This is a genomic window from Telluria sp. LT2P80, assembly GCF_059685955.1.
Map to the genome: position 1 here is coordinate 191,056 of NZ_JCASIO010000003.1, position 18,613 is coordinate 209,668.

Sequence of the window (18,613 nt, forward strand, 5' to 3'; positions counted from 1 at the left end):
ACCACGCGCCGGATTAAGATGTGTTTTAATCAACCTTTATCCTGATCCGGAGCACGCAATGCACACGAACGACCAAGCGGCGACGCCAACCAAAGCCGAACTGGACGAAGCCGCGCTCAACATGGCGCGCAATATGTTCCAGTATGCGCGCTCGGGCGACGCCGAGCATCTCGCCGCCTTCCTGTCGCGCGGCCTGCCGCCAAACCTGCGCAATGAAAAAGGCGACAGCCTCTTGATGCTCGCCAGCTACCACTGCCACCTGGACGCGACGCGGGTCTTGCTCGAGCACGGCGCTGATCCGCACCTGATCAACGATGCGGGGCAAACGCCGTTGCACGGCGCCGCATTCAAGGGTGACCTGGCAGTCATGACGCTGTTGCTCGACAAGGGCGCACTGCCGGACTTTGCCGGCCCGTCGGGCCGCACGGCGCTGATGTTCGCCGCGATGTTCAACCGGGTCGCCATCGCCCAGCTGCTGATGGAACGCGGCGCCGACCCGGCGGCGCGCGACGCGTCAGGCGTGACCGCGTACGACGCGGCCCTGAAGATGGGCGCCACCGACACTGCCGCCCTGTTGGCGCCGGCAAACTGACGGCGCCACCTGCGCTTCAGGCGATGACGCGCGCCGGCCGCTGACGGCGGCGCGCGAACCAGGCTGCCACCAGGCCAAGGCCGACGATGGCGCCCGTGGCCGGCTCCGGCACCTCGATCGTTTCCTGCGCAGCAGCCACCAGCATGCCGCTGGCGCCGCTGCAGTCGGGATACTGCCAACCACAGCCAAACGGTTCGTCACTATGGGCGGCCACCACGCTGAACAGCGCGCCCTCGCTTACCATCTGAAAATCGGAGTTGCCGTCCGAGGCGAAGATGCTGCCGCCGAGAAGCCCACCTGCCAGGAATGTCAGGTCCATCACGATGTAGTCATAATAATTGCGCGGCTCGGTGCGGTAGCCGTAGTCGATCAGGTTGTGCTGGCCACCGATGTACGGGTCGTCGAACCAGTAGCGCAGAGACAGCAAACTCGACTGCGGATCGAGGCATGGCGGACCGATGTCGCATTCGTTGTGGATATCCAGTGACAACCGGCCGGCGGCGACAGCCTCATCGGAGAATGCCAGTTCCAGGTTGAGGCCGGTCGGCATCGAGCTGGAGGCACTCACTTGCTGCCAGCTGTAGGTAACTGCGGCTTGCGCCGGCAGCGCCAGGGCGGCGGCCAGCAGTAAGACGACGGGGGCGATGCGCGTCATAGGTGATCTCCTCGGAAAGTTCCTACAATACGTCAGCAAGAATTACGCCCGTGGATGTAAAGCCTGCATCCCGTTGATTCTAAACAACATTCCCGATCGGTGGTTCGCCGGCGCAGACGAGGTGTCAAGTTCGTCGACACGGCATGTCACCGTTGCGATGCTCTGCACGGTTGCTGCAGTGACCTGACGTGCCAGCCCCTGCGCCCGGTACTTCCCCTATAATCGTGAGCGCCCTGACGCCAGGGCGCAATTTTCAACTACCCGAAAGTCCCGATGAAAGCCCTGTCCCTGCCCGTCCTCATGGTTGCCCTGCTGACTGCCAGCGGCACTGCCCTTGCCGATGATGCCGCGCTGCTCAAATGCCGTACCCTGAGCGACATCCCGGTGCGCGTGGCCTGCTACGACGCGATTCCGGTCGGCGCCGCCGGTCCCGCCGCCGCGCCTGCGCCAGCACGCACGCCTGAGCAGAATTTCGGCCTTGAAGCGGTCAAGCAGCGCGAAGCGCAGCCGGCATCGATCCGCAGCACGGTCGTGGGCGACTTCGATGGCTGGGGCCCTGGCTCGCAGATCCGCCTGGCCAATGGCCAGGTCTGGCGCGTCATCGACGGCAGCGACGCCGTCCTGCCGCGCACGAAGGACGCGGCGGTGACCATCGAGCGCAACGTGTTCGGCACGCTGTTCCTGAAAATCGATGGCGGCAACAGCTCGGCCAAGGTGCGCCGGGTGCAATAAAGGTCAGGCAGGCGTACGCACCATGTACAGCGCGCCAGGCGGATAAGTGTGCAGGCCGGCGTCGTGGGTTGATGAAGCGCGCCAGCCCAGCGCGTGCCAGAAGCGCTCGCTGTCCTGCACCGACACCAGAGCCGCATGCGCCAGTCCCAGCGTCCGTGCCATGCGCAATGCGTCGTCGACCAGCGCGCGCGCCAGGCCACGCCCCAGTGCACACGGCGCGATTGCCAGGTCGTGCAGGTACAGCGTGTCCGGCTGGCGCGCTACCGTAAACGGTGCGTTCAGGTCCGTCACCAGCCCGAGGCGCGACGGATAGGCGAACAGGTAACCGCGCACGATGCCCTCATGAGTGCCGACCAGGCAGGTGCCGCGCGCCGCCGCCATCCGGGCTGCGACGACCGCTGCCGGCTCCTGCATCGCGGCCGGATAGCAGGCCGCCTGGATCCGCAGCACGGCATCGAGATCGGCAGGCAGCATCGGGCGCAGGACGGTGGACATGGCGATGGACAGTCGAAAAAAACGCGCATCGTAGCATGCGCTTGACGCCCGTCGTGGCATCGCGCATTCTAGCTGTCTTGACAACATCGCCTCATCACCGACAGGAACAAGCATGCGCAGCACCAGCGACGTCACGCCACCAACCCGCCCCGAATACATCCTCCACGCCAGTTGCCCGGCAGGCATCGGCATCGTCGCCGCCGTCGCGACCTTCCTGGCCGAGCGCGATTGCTATATCTGCGCGCTCGAGCAGTTCGACGACGATTCGACCGCCCGTTTCTTCATGCGCGCCGTGTTTCGCCAGCAAGACAAGTCGCCGGCCATCGACACGATCCGCGCAGAATTCGACAGCACGGTCGCCACGCGCCTGGACATGGGCTGGAAAATCTACGATCCGCTCGACCCGGTGCGCACCGTGATCATGGTGTCCAAGACCGATCACTGCCTGGATGACCTGCTGTACCGCCGCCGCACGGGCGAACTCAATCTGTCGATCACGGCGGTCGTGTCGAATCACCTCGACCTGCGCCCGATGGTCGAGCGCGAAGGCATCCGCTTCATCTTCTTGCCGGTGAACAAGGACAACAAGGCGCAGCAAGAGGCGCGCCTGCTGGAAATCGTCGACGAGACCGACTCCGAACTCGTGGTCCTGGCGCGCTACATGCAGATTTTGTCGGATGGCCTGGCGCGCCGCCTGGCCGGCAAGTGCATCAATATCCACCACTCGTTTTTGCCCGGCTTCAAGGGCGCCAAGCCGTACCAGCAGGCGTTCGACCGGGGCGTCAAGCTGATCGGCGCAACGGCCCACTACGCCACGCCCGACCTGGACGAAGGCCCGATCATCGAACAGGTGCTCACGCGCGTGGACCACAACTATCGGGTCGACCAGCTCACCCGCGTGGGGCGCGACAACGAGTGCCTGGCACTGGCCACGGCGGTCAAGTTTCATATCGAGCGCCGTGTGTTCGTCGACGGCAACAAGACGGTGGTGTTCCGCGGGCCGTAATGACACTGATAACAACGTTGACTTATACCTAACGTAGGTGCGTTATTTAACCGTCGCAAATGTAACAGGACGTTATGTTCATACCTTCTCACAGAGGGGAAGAACATGGAACATCAACAGCAGCATCCGGTGCGCCTGCGCATCAACGGCCAGGACCGCGAATTCAACGTCGAATCGTGGGTAACGCTGCTTGACCTGCTGCGCGAGCGCGCAGGCATGACCGGCACCAAGAAGGGTTGCGATCAGGGCCAGTGCGGCGCCTGCACCGTGCTGGTGGACGGCAAGCGGATCAACTCGTGCCTGACGCTGGCCGTCATGCAGGACGGTCGCGAGATCACCACCGTCGAAGGCCTGGCCACCGGCGAAGACCTGCATCCGCTGCAGCAGGCGTTCATCGATTGCGACGCGTTCCAGTGCGGCTACTGTACGCCGGGCCAGCTGTGTTCGGCCGTGGGCCTGATCAACGAAGGCCAGGCCACCTCGCGCGACGACGTGCGTGAACTCATGAGCGGCAACCTGTGCCGCTGCGGGGCGTACCCGCAGATCGCCGACGCGGTCGTGAAGGTTCTCGACATGCGCGACACGAAAAAAACCACCGAAGGCTTCACGACCGGGGCGGTGCTGTCATGAACCCGTTCGCCTTTACCCAAGCCACGGACGTCGACGCGGCGCTGGCTGCCCTGCTCGACCCTGACACCCGCCCGATCGCCGGCGGCACCAATCTGCTCGACCTGATGAAGGAAAGCGTGATGAAGCCGTCACGCCTGGTCGACATCAACAACCTCGGCCTCGACCAGGTCGAAGAAAAAGACGGCGGCCTGCTGCTTGGCGCCCTCGCCCGCAACGCGGACACGGCCTATCACCCGGTCGTGCGCGAGCGCTACCCGCTGCTGTCGACGGCAATCCTGGCCGGCGCCTCGCCGCAACTGCGCAATATGGCGTCCAACGGCGGCAATCTGATGCAGCGCACCCGCTGCGTCTACTTCTATGACGTCGGCACGGCCTGCAACAAGCGCGAACCCGGCACCGGCTGCCCGGCACGCGAAGGCCTGAACCGCCAGCTGGCAATCCTGGGCACCAGCGAAAGCTGCATCGCCACCCACCCGTCGGACATGTGCGTGGCCCTGCGCGCGCTCGACGCGACGGTGCACGTGCGCTCGATGAGTGGCGCGCGCGAGATCCCGTTCGCCGACTTCCACCGGCTGCCGGGCGACACGCCCCAGATCGACAACACGCTGCAGCCAGGCGAGATGATCACCCACATCACGGTGCCCGAAGCTGACCGCTTCATCGACCACAGCGCCTACATCAAGGTGCGCGACCGCCTGTCGTACGCGTTTGCGCTGGTGTCCGTCGCTGCAGCGCTCGACCTCGACGCCGACGGCACGATCCGCGCTGCGCGCATCGCGCTTGGCGGCGTGGCCCACAAGCCATGGCGCGTCGAAGCGGCCGAAGAAGCGCTGGTCGGCCAGGCCGTTGGCGAAGCGGCCTTCCTGCAGGCCGCCGAGACCATCCTGCAAGGCGCCCAGGGCTTCGGCCAAAATGACTTCAAGCTGCCGCTGGCGCGCAACGCCATCGTGCAAGCCTTGACCACCGCCGCGCGTGGCACTGACCACGCGCGCGGACTCGATGCACAAGGAGAACAAGCATGACCGACCTGATTCCAGAACTGCGCGCGCCGAGCGCGCCGGCCGGCACCGGCCGCGTGAAGAGCGGCATGGCGGTCTCGCGCATCGATGGCCGCGCCAAGGTCACCGGCGAGGCGCAATACGCCGCCGAATACTTTGCTCCCGACCTGGCTTATGGCGTGGTCGTCAGCGGCACCGTGGCCAAGGGGCGCATCACCGGCATCGACACGGCCGAGGCGCTGGCCGTCGCGGGCGTGCTGTCCGTGATGACGCACGAGAACCGCCCCAAGATGCGCTCGTTCGACCTGGCGTGGAAAGACATGACGGCCCCGGCCGGCTCGCCATTCCGCCCCCTGTTCTCGGACGAGATTTTCTACAGCGGCCAGCCGGTGGCGCTGGTGCTGGCCGAGACCTTTGAAGCCGCACGTTACGCTGCGACGCTGGTGCGCGTGCATTACGATGTCGATGCGCACGAAACCAATCTGCTCGAAAGCCTCGACCAGGCTTACGAGCCACGCAAGATGAAGGCCGGCTTCGTCCCGCCAAGCTCGATCGGCGACGGTGAAAAGGCGTTCGAGGCAGCCGAAGTACGGGTCGACTCGCAGTACTACAACGGCGTCGAGCACCACAATCCGATGGAGATGTTCGCCTCGACCGTGATTCGCGGCGAAAACGGCCACCTGACCATCTACGACAAGACGCAAAGCTCGCAGAACAGCCGCTGGTATGTCTCGCACGGCTTCGGCTTGTCGAGCGACGAAGTCACGGTACGTAACCCGTACGTGGGCGGCGCCTTCGGCTCCGGCCTGCGCCCGCAATACCAGCTGCCGCTGGCCGTGATGGGCGCGCTGCTGCTCGAGCGCTCGGTGCGCGTCGTGCTGACGCGCCAGCAGATGTTCAGCTTCGGCCACCGTCCGGAAACCTGGCACCGCATCCGTCTGGGCGCTGCGCCGGACGGCACGCTCAAGGCGATCTGGCACGAAGCGATCCAGGAGACCTCACGTCTCGAAGACTACGTCGAAGTGATCGTCAACTGGTCGGGCCAGCTGTACGCGTGCACCGACATCAAGCTCGGCTATCAGGTGGTCGCGAACGACCGCTTCACGCCACTGGACATGCGTGCGCCGGGCGCGGCCCACGGCGTGCACGCCATGGAAGTGGCGATGGACGAGCTGGCCTACGAACTGAAGATGGATCCGCTGGCACTGCGCCTCAAAAACTATACCGACACCTCGCCCATCGAGGACAAGCCGTTCTCGAGCAAGGAACTGCGCGAGTGCTACCGCCAGGGCGCCGAGCGTTTTGGTTGGGACAAGCGCCCGCTCGAGCCACGCTCGATGCAGGACGGCGACGAGCTGGTGGGCTGGGGCATGGCAACCGGCATCTGGGATGCGATGGTGATGGTCGCCCGCGTCAGCGCCGTGTTGCACAGCAACGGCCGCCTGGTCGTGAGCAGTGCAGCGACCGATATCGGCACCGGTACCTATACCGTGATGTCGATGATTGCGGCCGAGGCCATGGGCTTGCCGATGGAACTGGTGACGTTCCAGCTGGGTGACTCGACGCTGCCGATGGCGCCGATCGAGGGCGGCTCGTCGCACGTGACCACGGTGGGCTCGGGCGTGTTCGGCGCCTGCGAAAAGCTCAAGAAGTCGGTGCTCAAGATGGCAACGAAGATGGCCGATTCGCCGCTGGCCAAGGCGCGCCTGCGCGACGTCGAATTTGGCGACGGCGCGATCTTCCTTAAAACGGACCCCTCGCGACGCGTGGAACTCACGCAGGTGCTGGCCAATGCGGGCGTCGATCAGGTCGAAGAGAAATACTTCATGACGCCGCAGATGCTCAAGCAGCGCAAGTACGCACGCGCCGTGCACTCGGCCGTGTTCTGCGAAGTGCGCGTCAATGAAAAGCTCGGCATGGTGCGCGTCACGCGCGTCGTCAGCGCGATTGCAGCCGGGCGCATCATCAGCGCCAAGACGGCGGCCAGCCAGATCAGCGGCGCGGTCGTCTGGGGCATCAGCCAGGCACTGCATGAAGAAACCCATACCGATCACAAGTACGGGCGCTTCATGAACCACAACTTCGCCGAGTACCACGTGGCGGCCAATGCCGACATCCACGATATCGACGTGATCTTCGTGGAAGAAGACGACCGCATCGTGAGCAAGCAGCTGGGCGCCAAGGGTGTGGGCGAGATCGGCATCGTGGGCGTGGCGGCGGCGGTCTCGAACGCCATCTTCCATGCCACCGGTACGCGCTTGCGCACGACACCGATGACACCAGCGAAGTTGCTGCTCGGCGACCGGGAACTCCCAGTGCAACCGCCGGTCTGACAATACGGCGCTGCAGCGACCAAAAACGCCATCTTCGGATGGCGTTTTTTGTTTTCGGATTTGCGTTTTTCGCCCATTCGTTTTTGCCGAAAAAAGCGTCATGCACACCACATACGTGTTTCCACGTAGTTGCACAACAATATGTTTGCTGGTAAAACATCTGGTGCGTAAGACAACGCAGCAAGGGAGCACGGCACAGAAATAGTGCCGGTTGCCAAACTAAACCAAAAAGAGATACGAGGACGACACCATGAAGCTCAAGATGCTGTGCGCAGCCGCCTGCCTGACCGCTTTCGGCACGGGCCTGGCCCATGCCCAGGCCTACCCGACCAAGACCATCACCATGATCGTGCCGTTCGCGGCCGGCGGCCCGACCGACACCGTCGCGCGTCTCGTGGCGCAGTCGATGGGCAACACGCTCAAACAGCAGATCATCGTCGAAAACGTCGGCGGTGCCGGTGGCACGATCGGCGCCGCGCGCGCTGCCAAGGCCGCGCCTGACGGCTACACGCTGTTCCTGCACCACATCGGTCAATCGACCGCGCCGGCGCTGTACCGCAAGCTGCCGTACGACGCGATCACCAGCTTCGAACCGATCGGCCTGATCACCGACGTGCCAATGACCGTCGTCGCCAAAGCGAACTTCCCGGCCAAGGACATGAAAGAGCTGATCACGTACGTGAAAGCCAACAAGGACAAGGTCACCTACGCGCACGCCGGCCTGGGTTCGGCTTCGCACCTGTGCGGCATGCTGCTGCAGACCGCGATGGGCGTCGAACTGACCACGGTGCCGTACAAGGGCACCGGCCCGGCGATGAACGACCTGCTGGGCGGTCAGGTGGACTTCATGTGCGACCAGACCACCAACACCACCAGCCAGATCAAGGGCGGCAAGATCAAGGCCTACGGCGTGACGACCAAGACCCCGGTCGCCTCGCTGCCGAACCTGCCGACGCTGGACAAGGCTGGCCTGCCAGGCTTCGAAGTCGGTGTCTGGCACGGCCTGTACGCGCCAAAAGGCACGCCGAAGCCAACCGTCGACGCGCTGTCGAACGCCCTGCGCACCGCACTGCGTGATCCGAACGTGGTCAAGCGCTTTGCCGACCTGGGCACCGAGCCGGTCCCAACCAATCAAGCCACGCCGGAAGCGCTGCGCACGCACCTGAAGCAGCAGATCGACCTGTGGGGCCCGATCATCAAGAAAGCCGGCGCCTTCGCCGACTGATGCCCTGTTGACGACCTCGCGCCGCGCCGGCCTGTCCGGCTGCGGTGCGGCGTTGTCGCATCTGGAGCCCGCACGGCGTCGTTGTCATCGTCGTTGCGCGGGGCTGCATCAGTGATCTGCATTCACGCTTTTCGAACCACTGCATCTGCATCACCGCATCTGCCACACCATAAAGGGGACCACCACCGTGCCAGCATTTATCCGCCATCCGAAAGACTTTTGGAGCGGCATTGTCTTTCTATTCTTCGGTCTGAGCGCCGTGTACATCGGCCAGGAGTACGAAATGGGCAGTGCCGGCCGCATGGGTCCGGCCTACTTCCCGATCGTGCTGGGCGCCCTGCTCTCGCTGATCGGCGTTGCCTCGTTCGTGCGCTCGTTCTTCCGTCCCGGTGAGGCGATCGGCCGCATCTATTATCGCGAACTGATCATCGTGCTGGCCGCCGTGCTGCTGTTCGGCTTCCTGGTGCGCAATGCGGGCCTGGTGCCTGCGGGCTTCCTGCTGATCCTGATCAGCTCGTACGCCAGCGATAAATTCGAATTGAAGAAGTCACTCGCGCTGGCCGTGGGCATGACGTTGTTTGCAGTTGGTCTGTTCGTCAAGCTGCTTGGCTTGCCGATGCCGATCATTGGCCCTTGGCTCGGTGGGAATTAAATCATATGGAAATTTTCAGTAACCTCGCACTGGGCCTCGAGACGGCCCTGTCCATGCAAAACCTGTTCTACTGCCTGGTCGGCGTGTTTGTCGGCACCGCAGTGGGCGTTCTGCCGGGCCTTGGCCCGATCGCCACCATCGCGATGCTGCTGCCGGCCACGTTCGGCCTGCCACCAGAATCGGCGCTGATCATGCTGGCCGGTATCTACTACGGCGCGCAATACGGTGGCTCGACCACCGCCATCCTGGTCAATCTGCCTGGCGAATCCTCGTCGGTGGTGACGGCACTGGACGGCTACCAGATGGCCCGCAACGGCCAGGCCGGCAAGGCGCTGGCCACTGCGGCGATCTCGTCGTTCTTCGCCGGTACCGTTGCCACGGTCCTGCTGGCCCTGGCCGCGCCGCCACTGGCCGATCTGGCTCTCGAATTCGGCCCGGCCGAATACTTCTCGCTGATGGTGCTGGGCCTGGTCGCGTCGGTCGTGCTGGCCAGCGGCTCGCTGCTCAAGGCCATCGGCATGGTGCTGCTCGGCCTGCTGCTGGGCGTGGTCGGTACCGACGTCAACTCGGGTTCGGCGCGCTACACCTTCGACATGCCGGAGCTGGCTGACGGCATCAACTTCGTCATTGTCGCGATGGGCATGTTCGGTATCGGCGAAATCATCCGCAATCTCGAGCACAACGAAGACCGTAATCTGGTGATGAAGAAAGTCACCGGACTGATGCTCAACAAGGAAGACTTCAAGCGCATCATGTGGCCGGTCATCCGCGGCACGGGCCTGGGCTCGCTGCTGGGTATCCTGCCGGGCGGCGGCGCAATGCTGGCCTCGTTCGCGTCCTACTCGCTCGAGAAGAAAGTGTCGAAGAACTCGGCCAACTTCGGCAAGGGCGCCATCGAAGGTGTTGCGGCGCCGGAAGCGGCCAACAATGCCGGCGCGCAGACCTCGTTCATCCCGATGCTGACGCTGGGCATTCCGTCGAACCCAGTGATGGCGCTGATGATCGGCGCGATGATCATCCAGGGTATTCAGCCTGGTCCAGCCGTCATGACTGAGCAGCCGGGCCTGTTCTGGGGCCTGATCGTCTCGATGTGGGTCGGTAACCTGTTCCTCGTCGTGCTGAACCTGCCGATGATCGGTATCTGGGTGCGCATGATCATGGTGCCTTACCAGATGCTGTATCCGGCCATCCTGATGTTCTGCGCGATCGGCGTGTTCAGCTTGAACAACAGCACCTTCGACGTCTATCTGATGGCGCTGTTCGGTCTGCTCGGCTACCTGTGCGCCAAGCTCGAACTGGAGCCCGCGCCGATGCTGCTCGGCTTCATCATCGGCCCGATGATGGAAGAATACCTGCGCCGCGCCCTGCTGCTCTCGCGCGCCGATCCGATGGTATTCATCGAGCGTCCGATCTCGGGCGTCATGCTGGGCCTGGCCGCCGCCGCAATGATCGTCGTGCTGCTGCCATCGCTGCGCAAGAAACGCGAAGAGGCCTTCCAGGAAGACTAAGGCCCCAGGCCAACGTCAACCCGCACCACCCGCGCCGCCCGGCGCCGGCCCCAGGCCGGCGCCGGGCGGTTGCCGTTTACGCGCGAGAGCACGCTTCACCCCCGCCCCCGCCCCCCGTCACCAGATACTGAACAATTAGGGTCAGAGTCGACTTATTGGGCAATTCCTCAATGTTGTCAAACAATTCGACTCTGACCCCAATTGGAAAGCAATGGCTGCGCGGAATGCTGCCTGACGGCATTGCAAACGGACCATGGAGGGAAGTTTATTGCTCAATAATTCGACTCTGACCCTAATTGAGTCTTCGTGCTGAGCTGTGGCGATGCGGTACGGTTATTCGCGGCGTTCGGTGTGCAGGGGGAGGAGGACGGTGAAGGTGCTGCCCTGGCCGTCGCCGGGGCTGTGGGCGGTGACGGTGCCGTCGTGGGCTTCGACCAGGTTCTTGACGAGGGCGAGGCCAAGGCCCAGGCCGCCGCCCGTGCGGTCGGCTGAACGTTCGGCCTGGACGTAGAGGTCGAACAGGCGCGGCATCAGGTCGGGCGCGATGCCCATGCCGTTGTCGGTGACCCGCAGCGCTGCCATCCTGCCCTGTTTTTCGAGAGCGACGTGGATGATGCCGCCGCTGTCCGTGTAGCGGATCGCGTTGGTCAGCAGATTGCTCACCACCTGGATCAGGCGGGTGCGGTCGCCCAGCACCAGCAGGCTGGGTACGCCCGCTGCCTGCTCGATGCAGTGCCGTTTCTGGTTTGCGGCCGACTGCACCTGCTCGAGCGCGGCGGCGATCACGTCCGCCAGCTCCACCGGCGTCTTTTCCAGTTGCACCAGGCCGCGGCTCACGCGCGAAACGTCCAGCAGATCCTCGACGAGCCGGCTCATGTGCGTGACCTGGCGCCGGATCAGTTCACCCATCTGGTTGGCGCGCTGCGACGTGACGCCCTCGGGCAGAAGCATGCTTGCCGCCATGGCGGCGGCCGACAGCGGCCCGCGCAATTCGTGGCTCAGCGTGGCGAGAAATTCGTCCTTGCTGCGATCGGCTTTCTGAAGCGCGGCAGCCTTGTCGTCCAGCAGGTCATTCAAGGCTTCGATATTGCGATTGCGCTCTTCGAGGCGGGTCGAGACGAGTTGCAGTTCTTCCTGCCGCGCCTGCAGCGCGCCGAGCGCGTCGGCCAATTCACGGTTCTGGTGCCGCGCTTCCGACAAGGCCGCGTGATTGGGCAGCGTCTCGAATTGCGCGACCAGCGGGCCGAACCCGCCAGCGCTAATGAAGCCGGCGTTGGCCGGAAAGCGCTTGCCGACCGTGATGCGGGTGCCCGCCGGTCCGCTGGCGATGTCGAACTGGTCCATCAACCGGCGCGCCGACAGGATGCCGACGCCCATGCCCGACGTCGAGCGGTACGCGCCGGACAGGACGTGCCCGACATCGGCAATTCCCGGCCCGCGATCGGCGAACGTGATGGAAAGATGCTGCGGCGCCACCGCGCCTTCGGCCACGAACGAGACCGAACCGGCGCCGGCATAGTTGAAGATATTGCGCGCCAGCTCGGACACGACCGTGCCGATACGGGCCTGATCGACGGAACCGAACCCGCAGGCGCCCGCGATCTGGCGCGCACGCTGGCGCGCGGCGATCACGTCGAATTCTGTATCGACATTGAGCGTCAGGATGGCCTGCGTCATGCGCGCTGGGGAAAGATCATGGTGTCACTCTACAGAGATAAGTGGCATCTGAAGAGTGCAGAGGCCGGTGGCGGGCAGAATTATACCCCGCCACGACGGCGCATTATCCTACAAATTGTTACACCCGATCCCGCCGCAGCGCGACACTGCCAATTACACGCCCACCATCGAGACGGCCTTCGTATTGAGATACGATTCCAGCGCTTCCGGTCCGCCTTCCGAGCCGTAGCCCGAATCCTTGATGCCGCCAAATGGCAGCTCGGCGCTTGGCGTGGCGGGCTGGTTGATCCACAACATGCCCACTTCGACGCGGTTCATCAGCAACTGCGCGTTCTTGATCGAGCGCGTGAATGCGTAACCCGCCAGGCCGTACGGCAGGCGATTGGCTTCCGCGATCATGTCTTCCAGGCTGTCGAAACCGCGGATGCCGGCGATCGGGCCGAATGGCTCGTCGTTGAACATGCTGGCGTCGAGTGGCACGTCGGCCAGGATCGTCGGTGCAAAGAAGTTGCCGCTGCTGCCCACGCGTTCACCACCCGTTGCCACGGTGGCACCGCGGGCCCGCGCATCGTCGACCACCTTGGCCATCGCATCCAGGCGGCGCGCGTTGGCCAGGGGCCCGAGCGTCGTGCCATCGGCCATGCCGTCGCCGAGCTTCAGGCTCTCGGCGTGCTGCACGAGCGCGCGCGTAAACTCGGCCTTGACCGCGTTGTGCACGAGGAAGCGGGTCGGCGAAATGCAGACCTGACCGGCATTGCGGAACTTGGCTGCGCCCGCCGCCTTGACGGCCAGCGCCACGTCGGCATCCTCGGCGATGATGACCGGCGCATGGCCACCCAGCTCCATCGTCGCGCGCTTCATGTGCGCGCCGGCCAGCGCGGCCAGCTGCTTGCCCACTGGCGTCGAGCCGGTGAACGTCACCTTGCGGATGATCGGGCTCGGAATCAGGTAACCCGAAATCTCGGCAGGGTCGCCAAACACCAGCCCGACGACGCCCGGCGGCAGGCCGGCATCGACGAAGCATTGCAGCAGCGCCGCTGGCGAAGCCGGGGTTTCTTCCGGCGCCTTGCACAGGAACGAGCAGCCGGTCGTGAGCGCTGCAGCGAGCTTGCGCACGATCTGGTTGATCGGGAAGTTCCAGGGTGTGAACGCGGCGACCGGGCCGACCGGCTCTTTCAGCACGAGCTGCTGCGCGGCCGGATTGCGCGACGGGACGATGCGGCCATACACGCGCATGCCCTCGGCGGCGAACCAGTCGATGATCTCGGCGCCGGCCAGGGCCTCGCCCTTGGCTTCGGCCAGCGGTTTACCCTGCTCCTGCGTCAGCAGGCGCGCGATGTCGCCGGCGCGCTCGCGCAGCAGCGTCGCGGCGCGGCGCATGATCGCGGCGCGTTCGGCAGCGGGCACGGCGCGCCAGGTCTCGAAGCCTTTCTGGGCAGCGGCCAGCGCGCGATCGAGGTCGGCGATGCTGGCATGGGCGACCTTGCCGATCGGCTGGCCGGTGGCCGGATTGATCACGGGGATGGTCTTGCCGCCGCTGGCGTCGTGCCATTCGTTGGCGATGAGGAGACGGGTATCGGGGTAGCTGGAAGTCGTCATGGTAAGTGGTCCTGTGGTAAGGACGACAATCTTACCGTGGATGGCGACTCCCTGCAGAGGACCCCACCGCTTCGACGGCGCCCGCCTCGGCCATCGAACGGATGCGCGCGGCCATCGCTTCCATCGAAAACGGCTTGGTGAGCACCGCCATCCCCGGATCGAGGTAGCCGTTGTTCAGCACCGCATTTTCCGCGTAGCCGGTGATGAACAAGACCTGCAGCCCGGGCCGCACCGAGCGTCCCGCATCGGCCATCTGGCGTCCGTTCATGCCGCCAGGTAGCCCAACGTCCGTGACCAGCAGGTCGATCCGCGCATCCGATTGCAGCATCTTGAGACCCGTCGCGCTGTCGGCCGCTTCGATCCAGCCAAAACCGAGATCCTGCAGGATGTCGATGACCAGCATGCGCACGGTCGGTTCATCGTCGACGACCAGCACCGTGGCCACCTGCTCCGACTGCGTCAGCGCGGTGGGCGCCGCGACATCTGGTTCCAAATCAGCAGCGCCAGCGCCGTAGTGCCGCGGCAGATAGATGCTCACGGTCGTGCCCTGCCCCACTTCGGAATAGATGCGAACCTGGCCGCCCGACTGCTGGGCGAACCCATAGATCATCGACAGCCCGAGGCCCGTGCCCTGGCCGATCGGCTTGGTCGTGAAGAAAGGCTCGAACGCGCGCGCCACCACGTCCGGCGCCATGCCGACACCGGTATCGCTGACCGACAAGGCCAGGTACTGGCCCTGCGCCATGTTCTGCTGGCGCGCGACGCGCTCGTCGATCCACTTGTTGGCCGTTTCGACCGTGATGGCGCCGCCATCGGGCATGGCGTCGCGCGCATTGATGCACAGGTTCAGCAGCGCGTTCTCGAGCTGCGACGCATCGACCAGCGCCGGCCAGGCATCGGCAACGCACACCACCTCGATCCGCACGGCAGGGCCCACCGTGCGCTGGACCAGCTCCTGCATATCGGTGACGAGCCGGTTCACGTTCGTCGGCTTGGGCATCAAGGTTTGCTGGCGCGAGAACGCCAGCAGGCGATGGGTCAGGGCCGCAGCCCGCTTGGACGCGCCCAGCGCCGTCGCAATATAGCGGTCGAACTCGTTGTAGCGCCCCTGCTGCATGCGCATCTGCATCAGCTGCAGCGCGCCGGAAATACCGGCCAGCAGATTGTTGAAATCGTGCGCCAGGCCGCCGGTCAGCTGGCCCACCGCTTCCATTTTCTGGCTCTGGCGCAGGGCGTTCTGCATCGCTTCCAGTTCGGCCAGCTGCTCCTGGTCGCGCGTGATGTCGCGGCCCACCGCGTTGATCATCGCGTCATGTGCACGCGTCGACCACGAGATCCAGCGATAACTTCCATCCCGATGGCGGTAGCGGTTGTCGAACCGTTGATGGCCGATCCCTTCCGACAATTCCCGCGCACCGGCAATCGTATGCGCGATATCGTCCGGATGAATCAGGTCGAACAGATTCGAGCCGACCAACTCGTGCTCGCGCCAGCCCAGCACGGACGACCAGGCCGGATTGGACGCCGTGATCACCCCGTCGAACGTACAGCGCAGCATGATGTCCGACGACAGCGTCCACAGCGCATTGCGATCCTGCGCCCGCTCCGCCACCTGGCGCTCGAGATCGAGCAGTATCCGCTTGCGCTGGTCGATGTCGTCGAATACCAGGATGATGCCGGCCTGCGCGCCGGCGCTGTCGATCAGCGGCACGGCGCTGACGGCGACCCAGGTTTCCGTGCCGTCCGCTGCACGCCGCAGAAATTCGTCGCCCGGCGTGACGAGTTCGCCCCGCAATGCGCGCGCACTCGGATAGTCGTCGGGCGCCAGCAAGCGGCCCTGCGCGTCGAACCCGCGCCAGTGTTCCCAGGCGCGCTGCAGGCCATGCGCTGGCGAGAAATCGGGGACAAAAGTGCGGAACACGGGGTTGTTCAGGATAGCTTGCCCATCCATGTCGAACAGGCAGATACCCACTGGCAGGTGCTCGATGACGGTGGCAAGCCGGCTGGCCGCTTCCCTGCGCGCCACAATCTCCTGCTCCAGCGCGATATTGCGTTTGATGAGCTGGGTCTGCGCAGCATCGCGCTCTCTGGCGGCAATGACGCCGGCCGTCGTTTCGGTCGCGATATTGAGAAGGCCAGCGATGTGGCCTTCGCTGCGTAGCGGGCTGTACGCAAACGACCACCAGGTTTCTTCCTCGTAGCCGCTGCGCGTCATGACCAGCGGCAAATCGGTAAAACTCACCGCTTCACCAGCCATCACGCGCGCCACCAGCGGACCGATGTCGTCCCATATTTCCGACCAGACCTCGGGCAGTGGTCGCCCCAGGGCGTCCGGATGGCGTTTGCCGAGAAACGGCACGTACGCCGCGTTGTACAGCAACGTCTGCTCGGGGCCCCAAGTGGCGCACATCGCCACCGGCGTTGCCAGCATCAAGCCGAAGACGGCTTCAAGTTCCGCGGGCCACGCTGCGCGTGCACCCAGTGGGGTCCCGCTCCAGTCGAATGCCGCAAGGTCGGCATGCGCCGCGCTCACGCCCCTTCCTCAGTGACACGTGACACGATGACGGGGATCGGACGACGGTTGACAAGCGTGTGATTACGTTGGCGCATGTAAATATGTAGTGTGAAGCGACATCAAAGACCTCCAGAATTCTTGCACAATTTAGCCGTGCGCGTTGGACAGTTACTCTCAGCAGTATCGCCGACGCAACGACGCCGCAAGGGACGGCACGCATCAATTTGTTAATCATGCGACAATTCGCCACCGAATTTTCCGGCTGTATGTACCAAGACCCTTTCAAGAGAGTGCCGCCCATGTCACCGCCCAAGCCACGCCACGGTTCCCCGCTGTTATTGCTCCCGATCGCGCTCATCATCATCGCGCTGGCCGTTCTCTTCGCCTGGATTGGCGGCTGGTTCGGCAACAAGAACGTCACGCCCCAAACGATGGTCAATACCGCCGAAGCCTCCGGCAAGCAGCAACCGGGCGTGCGCCGTGCGCATGCCAAGGGCATCTGCATCGTCGGCACCTTTGCACCAACGCCTGCCGCCGCGCAGCTGTCCACGGCGCGCGTGTTTTCGCAGCCGTCGACACCCGTCCTCGGCCGCTTTTCCAGCCCTGGCAACGATCCGCATTCGCCCGACAACAAGGCGGCCGTGCGCGGCATGGCGCTGCAGCTGAAAACAGACGACGGCCAGGAATGGCGCATGGCGATGAACAGCTTCCCGTTTTTTGCCGCGTCCACCCCGGAAGCCTTCCAGGCCCTGAACGCCGCCCGCCTGCCCGATCCGGCGACCGGCAAACCGGATCCGGCCAGGATGGACGCCGTACTGGCCGCCCATCCGGAAATCAAGAAGTTCATGGCATGGTCCAAGAGTGCGCCGACGCCCGACAGCCTGGCCAACACGCGCTTTAACGGCGTCAACGCGTTTCGCCTGACCAATGCTGCCGGCGCGACGCGCGCCGTGCGCTGGTCGATGCGCCCGCACACGCCGTTCGTGGCGGCCGACCCCGAGCAACTGAAGACCGCCGACCGCGATTTCCTGGCGGCGGACCTTGATCGCCGCCTGGCGACCGGCCCGCTGAAGTGGGACATGGTGATGCAGTTTGCCGAACCGGGCGATCCGATCGAAGACCCATCCAAAGCCTGGCCCGATACGCGGCCCGAGACCATCGCCGGCACGCTGACGCTGGTGCGCGCCGAACCGCAAGTCGCCGGCCCATGCCTCGATCTGAACTTCGATCCGCTGATCCTGCCGAAGGGGATTGCAGGCACTGACGATCCGGTGCTGCACGCACGTTCCTCGGTCTATTCCGTTTCGTTCAACCGCCGCGAGCGTGAAATCAGCTCGGGCAACGTTCACACCGGGAGCGTACGATGAACCGTCCACGCCACTTCAACCTGCTCGCCCGCGTACTCCATTGGTCGATGGCCGTCGCCATCCTGGCGATGCTGTTCGTCGGCGCCGCCATGGTGGTGTCGCTGCGCCACCGTGAATTTTTGCTCGACCTGCACCGGCCCCTCGGCCTGGCAATCCTGCTGCTGGCCATCGTGCGCCTCGTGAATCGCCTGCTGAACGCACCACCGCCGTTGCCGGCCGATCTGCCGCGTATCCAGGTGTGGGCGGCCACCGCGTCGCACTGGGCGCTGTACGCGCTGATGCTGGCCATGCCGCTGATCGGCTGGGCCATGCTGTCGGCCGGCGGCTATCCGACCGTGCTGTTCGACGGCGTGAACCTGCCGGCAATCCTGCCGCATAGCCCCGCGATGTATGGCTTCCTGCGGCCGCTGCACGGCGTGCTGGCGTACGTGCTGTTCTTCACGATCCTGGCGCACCTGGGCGCGGCGCTCTACCACGCGTGGGTCCGGCGTGACGAAGTGTTCGGGCAGATGGCCAAGGGCGACTGAGTTATCGGTGCAGCACCGCACCGAGCCAGCGCATCCGGCCACGTATCGTATTGACTCCATCTGCAGCAGGCGCACGGGCGCCCCGCTGCGGATTCACTTTTC

Annotated in this window: 16 protein-coding genes; 11 read left to right on the forward strand and 5 right to left on the reverse strand. The window is 64.7% G+C overall.

Annotated features, from left to right (window positions below):
* Window positions 1-58: 58 nt before the first annotated feature.
* Window positions 59-592, forward strand: a complete 534-nt coding sequence (locus AC56LW_RS10135) for an ankyrin repeat domain-containing protein (protein ID WP_499633955.1) — start codon at window positions 59-61, stop codon at window positions 590-592.
* Window positions 593-608: 16 nt separating this feature from the next.
* Here AC56LW_RS10135 and AC56LW_RS10140 read toward each other — a convergent pair whose 3' ends face one another.
* Window positions 609-1,247: a PEP-CTERM sorting domain-containing protein gene (locus AC56LW_RS10140; protein WP_499633957.1), complete on the reverse strand. Its 639-nt coding sequence runs from the start codon at window positions 1,245-1,247 to the stop codon at window positions 609-611.
* A gap of 273 nt (window positions 1,248-1,520) precedes the next feature.
* Here AC56LW_RS10140 and AC56LW_RS10145 point away from each other — a divergent pair, with 273 nt between their 5' ends.
* A complete protein-coding gene (locus AC56LW_RS10145; protein WP_499633959.1) occupies window positions 1,521-1,979 on the forward strand; it encodes a hypothetical protein in 459 nt (152 codons plus the stop codon).
* Between the two features lie 3 nt (window positions 1,980-1,982).
* On the opposite strand, the gene AC56LW_RS10150 is transcribed toward AC56LW_RS10145, so the two are convergent.
* Entirely contained in the window at window positions 1,983-2,474 is a 492-nt protein-coding gene (locus AC56LW_RS10150; RefSeq protein ID WP_499633960.1) for a GNAT family N-acetyltransferase, read from the reverse strand.
* A gap of 112 nt (window positions 2,475-2,586) precedes the next feature.
* Between AC56LW_RS10150 and purU the strand changes: the two genes are divergently transcribed.
* The 7 genes from purU to AC56LW_RS10185 all read left to right on the forward strand — a co-directional run bounded on the left by purU (window position 2,587) and on the right by AC56LW_RS10185 (window position 10,826).
* Window positions 2,587-3,480, forward strand: coding sequence for a formyltetrahydrofolate deformylase (gene purU / locus AC56LW_RS10155; protein WP_499633962.1), 894 nt, complete (start codon window positions 2,587-2,589; stop codon window positions 3,478-3,480).
* Window positions 3,481-3,585: 105 nt separating this feature from the next.
* The gene (locus AC56LW_RS10160; RefSeq protein WP_499502429.1) at window positions 3,586-4,110 is read left to right on the forward strand and encodes a (2Fe-2S)-binding protein; all 525 of its coding nucleotides are present in this window, start codon (window positions 3,586-3,588) and stop codon (window positions 4,108-4,110) included.
* Complete coding sequence (locus tag AC56LW_RS10165) at window positions 4,107-5,132, forward strand: FAD binding domain-containing protein (protein ID WP_258834277.1); 1,026 nt, start codon at window positions 4,107-4,109, stop codon at window positions 5,130-5,132. Before AC56LW_RS10160 ends, AC56LW_RS10165 begins: the two co-directional genes overlap by 4 nt.
* On the forward strand, window positions 5,129-7,441 hold the full coding sequence (locus AC56LW_RS10170; RefSeq protein WP_499633965.1) for a xanthine dehydrogenase family protein molybdopterin-binding subunit: 2,313 nt from the start codon (window positions 5,129-5,131) through the stop codon (window positions 7,439-7,441). Before AC56LW_RS10165 ends, AC56LW_RS10170 begins: the two co-directional genes overlap by 4 nt.
* A 250-nt stretch (window positions 7,442-7,691) precedes the next feature.
* Window positions 7,692-8,666 carry a tripartite tricarboxylate transporter substrate binding protein BugD gene (locus AC56LW_RS10175; RefSeq protein WP_499556465.1) on the forward strand — a complete coding sequence of 325 codons (975 nt, stop codon included), beginning with the start codon at window positions 7,692-7,694 and terminating at the stop codon, window positions 8,664-8,666.
* A gap of 187 nt (window positions 8,667-8,853) precedes the next feature.
* Entirely contained in the window at window positions 8,854-9,318 is a 465-nt protein-coding gene (locus tag AC56LW_RS10180) for a tripartite tricarboxylate transporter TctB family protein (RefSeq protein WP_332531781.1), read from the forward strand.
* Between the two features lie 5 nt (window positions 9,319-9,323).
* Window positions 9,324-10,826, forward strand: a complete 1,503-nt coding sequence (locus AC56LW_RS10185; RefSeq protein WP_332531780.1) for a tripartite tricarboxylate transporter permease — start codon at window positions 9,324-9,326, stop codon at window positions 10,824-10,826.
* A gap of 333 nt (window positions 10,827-11,159) precedes the next feature.
* Here AC56LW_RS10185 and AC56LW_RS10190 read toward each other — a convergent pair whose 3' ends face one another.
* From AC56LW_RS10190 to AC56LW_RS10200, 3 genes are all read right to left on the reverse strand, one after another.
* On the reverse strand, window positions 11,160-12,503 hold the full coding sequence (locus tag AC56LW_RS10190) for an ATP-binding protein (protein WP_499633966.1): 1,344 nt from the start codon (window positions 12,501-12,503) through the stop codon (window positions 11,160-11,162).
* A gap of 153 nt (window positions 12,504-12,656) precedes the next feature.
* The gene (locus tag AC56LW_RS10195) at window positions 12,657-14,102 is read right to left on the reverse strand and encodes an NAD-dependent succinate-semialdehyde dehydrogenase (protein ID WP_499633968.1); all 1,446 of its coding nucleotides are present in this window, start codon (window positions 14,100-14,102) and stop codon (window positions 12,657-12,659) included.
* Window positions 14,103-14,133: 31 nt separating this feature from the next.
* Window positions 14,134-16,635, reverse strand: coding sequence for a PAS domain-containing hybrid sensor histidine kinase/response regulator family protein (locus AC56LW_RS10200; RefSeq protein ID WP_499633970.1), 2,502 nt, complete (start codon window positions 16,633-16,635; stop codon window positions 14,134-14,136).
* Between the two features lie 281 nt (window positions 16,636-16,916).
* Here AC56LW_RS10200 and AC56LW_RS10205 point away from each other — a divergent pair, with 281 nt between their 5' ends.
* Together AC56LW_RS10205 and AC56LW_RS10210 are read left to right on the forward strand one after the other, a co-directional pair.
* On the forward strand, window positions 16,917-17,984 hold the full coding sequence (locus AC56LW_RS10205) for a catalase family peroxidase (RefSeq protein ID WP_499633972.1): 1,068 nt from the start codon (window positions 16,917-16,919) through the stop codon (window positions 17,982-17,984).
* Complete coding sequence (locus AC56LW_RS10210; RefSeq protein WP_499633974.1) at window positions 17,981-18,511, forward strand: cytochrome b; 531 nt, start codon at window positions 17,981-17,983, stop codon at window positions 18,509-18,511. Before AC56LW_RS10205 ends, AC56LW_RS10210 begins: the two co-directional genes overlap by 4 nt.
* The last annotated feature ends 102 nt before the right edge of the window (window positions 18,512-18,613 follow it).